Genomic DNA, 7,920 nt, shown 5'->3' on the forward strand with positions numbered 1-7,920 from the left:
CGGCCCACTATGGACCGTGCGATCGAGGCGCTCGATCGCGGCGACACCGACGCCGCACGAGCGCTGTGCGAGGAGATGAAGCACGAGTGGCGCTACCTGCACGACCTGATGGCGGGTGGTCTGCTGGGCCTGATCAGCTTCGTGCAGGAGCGGCTGGGCGACGAGGGGGTGGCCGAGGCCTGGCGCTACGGGAACGAGCGCGGCTGGCGGGGTGACGTCGAGAAGATCGAGGGCAGCGGGCGGCGGCAGATCGTGCACGCGCTCGCCGCCACATGGCGGGCGCACTCCTGCTCGGGCACCGGGCCGAACCCGGGCGCATTCGAGATCGAGGAGGACGAGGAGAAGTTCACCTTCCGGATGAACCCGTGCGGCTCGGGCCAGCGCCTGTGGCGAAACGGCGCCTACCGCGGTGAGCTTCCGCTGGGCGTGACGCTCGAGGCGCACGACTGGAGCTACGGGCGCAAGGGTTTCCCGCTGTACTGCACGCACTGTTCGTTCATGAACGAGATCCAGCCGATCGAGTGGATCGGGCACCCGATGTACCCCTCCGACCCGCCCGACGACTATGACCACGATCCCTGCACTTGGTACTGGTACAAGGACCCGGCGGACATCCCGGAGCGGCACTGGGCCCGCTACGGCCTGAGCAAGCCGACCGCCGAGGACGGTGCCTGATGCTCGGCCTGACGCCGTCGGGGCGGCGGGTCATCGTCACCGGCGCGACCGGGGGGATCGGCCGCGCGCTCGCCGAGACGCTGCTGGCGTGCGACTGCGCGGTGGCGGCCTGCGACGTGCCGGGCGCGCCCGTCGGAGACGTCACCGAGGTCACCGCGACGTTCGACGTTCGCGACCCGGAGGCGGTGCGCCGTGGCGTCGCCGACGCGATCGAGTCGCTCGGCGGCTGCGACGCGGTGATCGCCAACGCCGGGATCGTCGACACGATCCACCGCGCGGAGCGCTTCTCCGACGAGGAGTGGCGCAAGGACATCGAGACGAACCTGTACGGCGCCTTCTGGGTGGTGCGGGCGGCGTTCGAGGCGCTGCTGGCCTCCGGCGACGGACGGATCGTGCTGATCTCCTCGGTCGCAGCCGAGGTCGGGCTTCCCGGGCAGGTCGCCTACGGGGCGTCGAAGGCGGGGATCGTCGGGATGGCGCGCACCCTGGCCGCCGAATGGGGTCCGCGCGGGATTCGCTGCAACGCCGTGATGCCCGGCATGATCGCCACCCCCAAGGTGCGCGCGATGCCCGCCCCCGCACGCGATGGCGCGATGGCCCAGATCCCGCTCGGCCGCTTCGGCGAGCCCGCGGAGCTGGCTGGCGTGGCCGCCTTCCTGCTCTCGCCGGCGGCGGCGTATATCAACGGAACGGTCCTGCGGGTCGACGGCGGCCTAGGCCTGTCGATGCGGTGACTGGTCGCTCACAACTTCCGCAGAATTGCGGCAGCGAGTTGCTGCTCGCCTGACAGCGAGGGTGGACCGACTGCAGGGACCACCGCGATGCGAAGGTAGTTAGCGCCCTTGAGAACATTGAGGGATGCAACGCCGTCGTAATAGGCCTCATCGCCATAGCCGCTAACCGGCGAGGCGGTGACCTTGGATTTGTAGTCGTTGTACCAACGCGAAGCTTCGGGCCCCTTGACCACGACAACGCGAACCGAATCGGGTTGGCCCACATTGGGATCGGCAGGTTTCGGCGCAGAGGGGCCGTACAAGACACAGGCTAGGCCGCCTTCAACCGTGGCGGTGCCGAGAACGCCTGCCGCCGTGATGGTCTCGCCCAGAGCACTGGCTGCCTCTTCCTGGGTGACCACTGAGCAGCTGTCGAAATTCGTGTCGACGTTCGTCGAGGGCGGCCCGGTGGTCGACGTCTTCGACGACGGGGAGGTTGACGAACCGCACGCCGCAAGCATCGTGGCGCTGAATACCACCGCGGAAGTCCTCAGGAATCCGTGCATGGGTGGAATCTAGAGCAGATTGGACTGCCGCCTCTGGTAATCACTCGATTTTCGCAAGCTTGGCCGTCAGCCGCGTCGGTTGGCGACCCAGTGGCAGCAGTCAGTCACTGAGATCAGCTAGTTTCGCCACCGCGTCGCTGACGTCGATCTCGGGTTCGAGACGGGCCGCGCAGCGTAACGACGTGACGAGTAGTTCGACGACCACTTCTACCATCGCGTCGAGATCGAAAGGACGGTCGTTCTTCAGCCAGTAAGTGGTGGCTTCGTCGAGAGCACCCGCGCAGGAGCGCAGCATCAATCGCAATGCCGGGTGGGCGATGTCGAGTTCGAGCAGTTGACAGGTCCATTCGATGGTGTGCCAACGTGATTGGTCGAAGATTTGCCACGCTTCGGGGTCACCGCCGCTCCCGCCAAGGACCAATCGCAGCGCAAGGTCGTCATGCTCGCTGAGGTACGCCAGATGGGCGCGCAACATGCGTCGAAACTGCGCACCGGGGGAGCCGTCGCTGGACGGCGGTGTCGTGGCGGCGCTCAGTCTGTTGGCGGCGTCGCGTAGCGCCTCGAGGTAGATGCCACGCTTGTTTCCGAAGTAGTGAAATAGCAAACCCTGTGCGACACCTGCGGTTTCGGTGATGTCGCTGGTCGCGACGTCGTCGTAGTGACGAGCGGAGAAGTGCTCGACGGCGGAATCGAGAAGCTTGCGCCGGGTCAGGTCAGCTTGGGCCTGTCGTTGAGTCGGGGGCCGCGCGGTTTGTCGAGCCAGTTCAGCGTTGCCGGCGGTCACCGCTAGAGCGTGCGCCACCTGGATGGGCGAGTGCAACTCAACGAAGAAAACTCATAGAGCTACACTCATTGACATCTACTCAACGATTGTTATGTTATCTGCATAGAGACACTTCGAGGAGACCGCTCATGCCCGACGCCAAGACGTTCGTTGTCGTGCAAATCGCGATCAACGACCGAGATGGCTACCACCAGTACGAAATTGCCGGTCACCCAAAGATCTTCGACAAGTTCAGCGCGAAGCTGGTCGGCCTCGACGAAAATGTCGAAGTCGTCGAGGGTAGCTGGCCCTGCACGCGCACAGTGATCATCGAGTTTCCGAGCAATGAGCTCGCGCGGGCTTGGTACGAGTCCGACGAGTATCAGGCGGTGGTTGGGTTACGCCACGCCTCCACGACATCGAACCTGGTGATTGTCTCCGGCTACCAGGGATGAGATGTGGGGGTGGCGGCGCCGCTGGAGCCGGCGACCGTACGGTGAGTCCATGGTGCAAAGACGCCTTGACTCGGGTTGCGGTCCGCTACTCGTCGAAGACGAGGGCACCCTGATAAAGGCGCACGGCAGCTTCTCTTCGCCATAGCAACCAGTTCAGCACTCTGGGGCACCCGGCATCAAGTACGCCCGGCACAGCACCGTAAAGCGGGACAAGAAAACGAGAAGTGTTGCAACCCAACACATTATCGGGGCAAAGCTATGGCCGGGCGGCAAGACCGCAGGTCAGCGTCCTAAAAGGCGACTGAGCGCACCACTCAGCAAACCTCTTGGTTAGCCCTGGGAAAGAGCCCTTCGACCGCCAGCGCCGGACATCTCAGGCCAAGCGCAGGGACAATTACTCAGTCGTCCCCGAATTGCTGTTGCATCTGCGCCCATTCTTCCGGCGTCGGTGCGGTTTGTGACAACGCCTCGACAAGTCGGTTGAGAACCGCAATTCCGTTTGATTCCGATTTCTCTGCGAGGTTGTCAATCGCGCCAACGGCGAGGGTCATCAGGGCATTCAGAAACCTGATGTCACTACCGTCTGTTACGTCGGCCCCATACATGTAGCGCCGCGCCACACCTTCCGCCGCTTGTGCCTTCCGAGCTAACGACACCATCTCGTGACTCCCCACCGACGCATCCGGCGGAATCGGGTCTTTCAGGAGTTCCCGCAATGCCTCGGCAGCGTGCTCCAAGTTCTCATGTCGATCATTACTCATTCTTAGGAGTGTTTCATGCCCGCTGGACCCAAGCCAGCAGCCGATCCGAGTCCGCTGCCGTTTGAGTGCGATCCCGTTGGCGTGCAGCGGTTCGCTACCTTTTGCGCTGAGTCACAGTCCGTCGATTTCTGACTTCGATGCAAACCAGTCAGCGTCCGAGTACAGACTCAGTACACTCACAAGCATCCGAAACGGCGGGGCAAACGCGTCCAAATTTGCGCTGATGAGCGCGAGGTCGGTCGACGTGTCGGGGTGAAACGTGATTCCGGACGACGTGGGGTGCGTGTAGGTCCATGGCACCGTTGGCCGAGAAATATCGGCAGGTTGGGCATGTCCACGGATCTCGACAGATTTGAGCGCAACCGACTTTATGACGTTTTCCTGCTTAGTTGTAGTCGAGTACATGGCGGTTAGTAACGAGATACAGGGCATTTTTCCAGCGGACCATAAAGGCCGTGCCATTGACGGTTTCGAAGTCTTCGAGGCCGTCGCCCGCGAGAGATGCGACGAAACGCGCCGTGACCAAGTTGGCTGAGTAGAACTGCAGCTTGTTGACGAAACGCTACGCAACAATTGTTGGTCGGTCGACCGGTGTGTTCATGTGCACGACTGTAGGCGTCACCTCTGACAGACTCTGCGACTTGGCGCCGCAACTCCTAAGCGGGCTGATCGGTCAAAAGCGGAGCCCCCGCGCACCAAGGCACGGGGGCACTACTGCCGACCGGGGGTTAGCCCAATCGTTCGATGATGGTGGCGTTGGCCATGCCGCCTCCCTCGCACATCGTCTGGAGGCCGTACCTGCCGCCGCGTTGCTCCAAAGCGTTGACGAGTGTTGTCATGATGCGGGCACCGCTGGCGCCCAGCGGGTGGCCGATGGCGATGGCACCGCCGTTGACGTTGGTCTTGGCAAGATCCGCGCCAGTGTCGTGTGCCCAAGGCAACGGAATGGGAGCCGTCGAAGACCCTCTCCGTCGATCCACCCAGGAGTTACGTCTCGGCTGCGGGTTGACCTTTCATGCTGACGGGCTTGGATGAGCAGGCCCTAGACCTAATTCCCTCCTTCGCGTAGCCACGGCATCTCGCACCCGCGAGGCTCCAGCTTTGATCACCGGGTAGACGGGCGACGCAGGGTCGGCTGCAAAAAACAAGAAGAACGACGTCGCCTCCCCAACTAGTAACTCTCGATGCGTTGAGAGGTTCGGAAAAGTATCGGCACCACATCGAATCTCAACCAACGGCTCGCCAACATAGGTGTTGTGATGGCGAAATGCCTTTAGCAAGTGCATCTCTGGATCGCCTGCTGGGCGAAGTGCCGTCACGACTGACGTCCCGACGACCCAAGACGCGTGAGTGATGCCGCGAAGCATTTCACCGGTGCTTTCGGAGCGGACCCCTTGGCCCACTTGGGCGTGTCGCCACTCAGGAAAAGAGTTCCGACCGACAAGCACAAACCATTCGTTGATGTCCTCGCCGTCGAGGAGCCTTTCATAATCTGCGCGCGGAAGCACCGCACTCGATTGGGCGGTGAGCGAATAGACAATTGCGGTCTTGATCGCCCAGCGCCGCAGATTAGTGGGGTCGCACGGTTCATTGTCTGGGTTAAGAACCCAATGCTCGACGGCAAGGTCGAGTCTGTTCATCCATCCGTTGTTGCATTTCGCACACACATGACGCACTTTGAGTTCGAACAATGGATTCGGATCGGACCGGCTAGTCTTAGGCTGGTCAAGGCCCTTTTGCTGGTCGAACCGGCGGTCGCCGGTTGGCAGATTCAGCTTCTTGCGGAATCCGCGCTTGAAGACGTGCTCGGATGTGACGGGCGTTTTGCCGCAGAACACACATTTTCGAGCCACCGCGACAGGTTACGTCCGCCGTCCGACATCGGGGCTATGCCAGTCTCTCGATAATGGTGGCGTTGGCCATGCCGCCGCCCTCGCACATGGTTTGCAGGCCGTAGCGACCGCCGCGCTGTTCGAGCGCGTTGACCAGCGTGGTCATGATGCGGGCACCGCTGGCGCCGAGCGGGTGGCCGATTGCAATAGCTCCACCATTGACGTTCGTCCGCTCAAGGATGCCAGTCTGCTCCCTATCTACGTCCTTTGCCCAGGCGAGCACCACCGGTGCGAACGCCTCGTTGACCTCGAACAGGTCGATGTCGGCCAGCGTCAGTCCGGCGCGGTGCAACACCTTCTCAGTGGCAGGGATGACGCCGGTCAGCATGTACAGCGGGTCGGATCCCACCACGGTGGTGGTGTGAATGCGTGCCAGCGGGCGCAGGCCGAGCTTCTTGGCGGTCTCGCTGGTGGTGATCAGCACCGCGGCGCTGCCGTCGGACAGCGGCGACGAGTTACCCGGAGTGATCGACCAATTGATCTGGGGGAAGCGCTCTTTCACCGCCTCGCTGTAGAACGCCGGCTTCAGCCCGGACAGCGACTCGACCGTCGTGCCGGGCCGGATGATCTCGTCGTTGGTAAGCCCGGCGATCGGGATCAGCTCGTTCTCGAACAGCCCGTCCTTGGTGGCCGCGGCGGCCTTCTCGTGGCTGCCCGCGGAGAACTCGTCGAGCTGAGCCCGCGAGAAGCCCCACTTCGCGGCGATCAGTTCGGCGCTGATGCCCTGCGGCACCAGGCCTTCGGGATAGCGCGCTGCCATGTCGTTGCCGAACGGGTTGCTGCCCGGCAGCACATTGCTGCCCATCACCACCCGGCTCATCGATTCCACGCCACCGGCGATCACCAGGTCGTACGCGCCGGCGACCACACCCTGCGCGGCGAAGCTGATGGCCTGCTGGCTGCTGCCGCACTGCCGGTCCACGGTGGTGCCGGGAACCGACTCCGGGAATCCGGCGCCCAGCGCGGCATTACGGGCGATGTTGACGGCCTGGTCGCCGACCTGGGTAACGGCACCGGCGATGACATCGTCGATGTGTACCGGGTCCACGCCGGTCCGTGCCACCAGTTCGCGCAGGCTGTGCGCCAACAGGTCGGCGGGCAGCACATCATGCAGCGCGCCGTTGGCCTTGCCCTTACCGACCGGGGTGCGTACGGCGCCGACGATTACGGCGTCACGAGTCATGGCTCCTCCTTGAGCTGAGTATCGATTACTATACCCAGCTATAACACCTGGGTATACTAAACACAACCCAGATGAAATAGTGATCTTCATGACAATGCTCCAGGGGAGGCTCGCCGACCGCGAGGCGTGGTCAGCGGTCGGGGAATGCGCGATCGAGAAGACCATGTCGGTCGTCGGCACCAAATCCGCCATGCTCATCATGCGCGAGGCGTACTACGGCACCACCCGATTCGACGACTTCGCCCGCCGGGTGGGCATCACCAAGGCCGCTGCCTCGGCCCGGCTGGCCGAGCTGGTCGACCTGGGACTACTGCGGCGCCGGCCCTACCGCGAGCCCGGGCAGCGCGGCCGCGACGAGTATGTGCTGACCGAGGCCGGCATCGATTTCATGCCGGTGGTCTGGTCGATGTTCCAGTGGGGGCAACGCCACCTGCCGGGGCGGCACAAGCTGCGGCTGACTCATCTGGGCTGCGGCGCCGACGCGGACGTCGAAATACGGTGCGCCGAAGGGCATTTAGTGCCGCCCGACGAGCTCGGCGTGCGGCTGATAGGCAGGCGGGCTTAAGCCCCCGCACCGGTCACGGCCAGTATCGTGCGCGCGACCAGTTCAGGATCGTCGAACATGGGAACGTGGTCGACGTCCGGCAGCACCTCGAACGCCGCGCCGGGTAGGCGCTCGCGTGCAATTTTGCCGTAGGTAGCGAGCGGTAACAGCGAGTCCTGCTCCGACCAGGCGAGGGTGATCGGGCACGGCAGTGGATCCAGCGGGACCACCTGCTCCTGGGCGGTGGAGAGAACCTCCCTGCCGACGGTGCACGCGACGACGGTCCGGGTCACCTCGACGAGCTTCTCTGCAGACACTCGCTCGCCGTGGCGGGCGCTGTTGAGAAATCGCAACGAGATCCGGCGCAC

The 7,920-nt window shown here is 63.5% G+C and carries 11 protein-coding genes and 1 pseudogene; 5 read left to right on the forward strand and 7 right to left on the reverse strand.

Annotation, left to right across the window (positions count from 1 at the left end; all coding sequences use genetic code 11):
- Together VML93_RS19790 and VML93_RS19795 are read left to right on the forward strand one after the other, a co-directional pair.
- Positions 1-675 (forward strand): hypothetical protein (locus VML93_RS19790; RefSeq protein WP_325613283.1); only part of this gene is annotated, 675 nt, incomplete at its 5' end.
- A complete protein-coding gene (locus VML93_RS19795; RefSeq protein ID WP_325613286.1) occupies positions 675-1,409 on the forward strand; it encodes an SDR family NAD(P)-dependent oxidoreductase in 735 nt (244 codons plus the stop codon). The genes VML93_RS19790 and VML93_RS19795, both read left to right, overlap by 1 nt.
- A gap of 8 nt (positions 1,410-1,417) precedes the next feature.
- Here the strand turns inward: VML93_RS19795 and VML93_RS19800 are convergent, their stop codons facing one another.
- On the reverse strand, positions 1,418-1,810 hold the full coding sequence (locus VML93_RS19800; protein ID WP_325613288.1) for a hypothetical protein: 393 nt from the start codon (positions 1,808-1,810) through the stop codon (positions 1,418-1,420).
- Here VML93_RS19800 and VML93_RS19805 point away from each other — a divergent pair.
- The gene (locus tag VML93_RS19805) at positions 1,803-1,967 is read left to right on the forward strand and encodes a hypothetical protein (RefSeq protein ID WP_325613290.1); all 165 of its coding nucleotides are present in this window, start codon (positions 1,803-1,805) and stop codon (positions 1,965-1,967) included. The genes VML93_RS19800 and VML93_RS19805 overlap by 8 nt on opposite strands.
- Before the next feature lie 87 nt (positions 1,968-2,054).
- Here the strand turns inward: VML93_RS19805 and VML93_RS19810 are convergent, their stop codons facing one another.
- Positions 2,055-2,738, reverse strand: a complete 684-nt coding sequence (locus VML93_RS19810; RefSeq protein ID WP_325613291.1) for a TetR/AcrR family transcriptional regulator — start codon at positions 2,736-2,738, stop codon at positions 2,055-2,057.
- Between the two features lie 128 nt (positions 2,739-2,866).
- Here VML93_RS19810 and VML93_RS19815 point away from each other — a divergent pair, with 128 nt between their 5' ends.
- Positions 2,867-3,172 (forward strand): DUF1330 domain-containing protein, encoded by a 306-nt coding sequence (locus VML93_RS19815; protein ID WP_325613293.1) that lies wholly within the window; start codon positions 2,867-2,869, stop codon positions 3,170-3,172.
- Positions 3,173-3,570: 398 nt separating this feature from the next.
- On the opposite strand, the gene VML93_RS19820 is transcribed toward VML93_RS19815, so the two are convergent.
- From VML93_RS19820 to VML93_RS19835, 4 genes and pseudogenes are all read right to left on the reverse strand, one after another.
- A complete protein-coding gene (locus VML93_RS19820; RefSeq protein WP_325613295.1) occupies positions 3,571-3,933 on the reverse strand; it encodes a hypothetical protein in 363 nt (120 codons plus the stop codon).
- 728 nt (positions 3,934-4,661) lie between these two features.
- A pseudogene (locus VML93_RS19825) lies at positions 4,662-4,886 on the reverse strand (steroid 3-ketoacyl-CoA thiolase); the annotation flags it as partial.
- Between the two features lie 60 nt (positions 4,887-4,946).
- Entirely contained in the window at positions 4,947-5,786 is an 840-nt protein-coding gene (locus VML93_RS19830; RefSeq protein ID WP_325613297.1) for a hypothetical protein, read from the reverse strand.
- 34 nt (positions 5,787-5,820) lie between these two features.
- On the reverse strand, positions 5,821-7,008 hold the full coding sequence (locus VML93_RS19835; RefSeq protein WP_325613299.1) for a thiolase family protein: 1,188 nt from the start codon (positions 7,006-7,008) through the stop codon (positions 5,821-5,823).
- A gap of 88 nt (positions 7,009-7,096) precedes the next feature.
- Between VML93_RS19835 and VML93_RS19840 the strand changes: the two genes are divergently transcribed.
- On the forward strand, positions 7,097-7,573 hold the full coding sequence (locus VML93_RS19840) for a helix-turn-helix domain-containing protein (protein WP_325613301.1): 477 nt from the start codon (positions 7,097-7,099) through the stop codon (positions 7,571-7,573).
- On the opposite strand, the gene VML93_RS19845 is transcribed toward VML93_RS19840, so the two are convergent.
- Positions 7,570-7,920 (reverse strand): alpha/beta hydrolase (locus tag VML93_RS19845; protein WP_325613303.1); only part of this gene is annotated, 351 nt, incomplete at its 5' end. The two genes, VML93_RS19840 and VML93_RS19845, sit on opposite strands and share 4 nt — an antisense overlap.

Origin of the sequence: Mycobacterium sp., from assembly GCF_035499775.1 — a bacterium.
Taxonomy (GTDB): Bacteria; Actinomycetota; Actinomycetes; order Mycobacteriales; family Mycobacteriaceae; genus Mycobacterium.

Bases quoted from the DNA above. Each gene is read 5' to 3' on its own strand.
- VML93_RS19835 (WP_325613299.1), bottom strand. From the start codon at position 7,008: ATGACTCGTGACGCCGTAATCGTCGGCGCCGTACGCACCCCGGTCGGT.
- VML93_RS19840 (WP_325613301.1), top strand. From the start codon at position 7,097: ATGACAATGCTCCAGGGGAGGCTCGCCGACCGCGAGGCGTGGTCAGCG.
- VML93_RS19820 (WP_325613295.1), bottom strand. From the start codon at position 3,933: ATGAGTAATGATCGACATGAGAACTTGGAGCACGCTGCCGAGGCATTG.
- VML93_RS19815 (WP_325613293.1), top strand. From the start codon at position 2,867: ATGCCCGACGCCAAGACGTTCGTTGTCGTGCAAATCGCGATCAACGAC.
- VML93_RS19795 (WP_325613286.1), top strand. From the start codon at position 675: ATGCTCGGCCTGACGCCGTCGGGGCGGCGGGTCATCGTCACCGGCGCG.